Consider the following 398-nt stretch of genomic DNA (forward strand, 5'->3'; position numbering starts at 1 on the left):
CCGGCTTGGCCGGGTCGGTCTTGGTGTACTTCAGACCGGCCAGAGCACGCCAGACGTTCGGCGAGACGATGCCGTTCTGGTCCAGCTCCTTCGACTTCTGGTACGCCTTGACGGCCTTCTCCGTACCGGAGCCGAAGACGCCGTCGGCGTCGATCTTCAGCTTCTTCTGCAGCGCCGTCACGGCGGCACCACGGTCGCCCTTGCGGACCTTGGTCTCGAGGTACTTGGCGAGCGCACCACCGGGCGCATCCGGCTTGGCCGGGTCGGTCTTGGTGTACTTCAGACCGGCCAGAGCACGCCAGACGTTCGGCGAGACGATGCCGTTCTGGTCCAGCTCCTTCGACTTCTGGTACGCCTTGACGGCCTTCTCCGTACCGGAGCCGAAGACGCCGTCGGCG

At 65.8% G+C, this 398-nt stretch carries 1 protein-coding gene; it reads right to left on the reverse strand.

Going from position 1 to position 398, the window contains the following annotated elements; translation table 11 throughout:
- A partial coding sequence (locus AB4Y78_RS15615) for a peptidoglycan-binding domain-containing protein (protein ID WP_441737302.1) occupies positions 1–398 on the reverse strand: 398 nt, incomplete at both ends.

The organism is Janibacter sp. RAF52, assembly GCF_052114035.1.
Classification (GTDB): Bacteria; Actinomycetota; Actinomycetes; order Actinomycetales; family Dermatophilaceae; genus Janibacter; species Janibacter hoylei.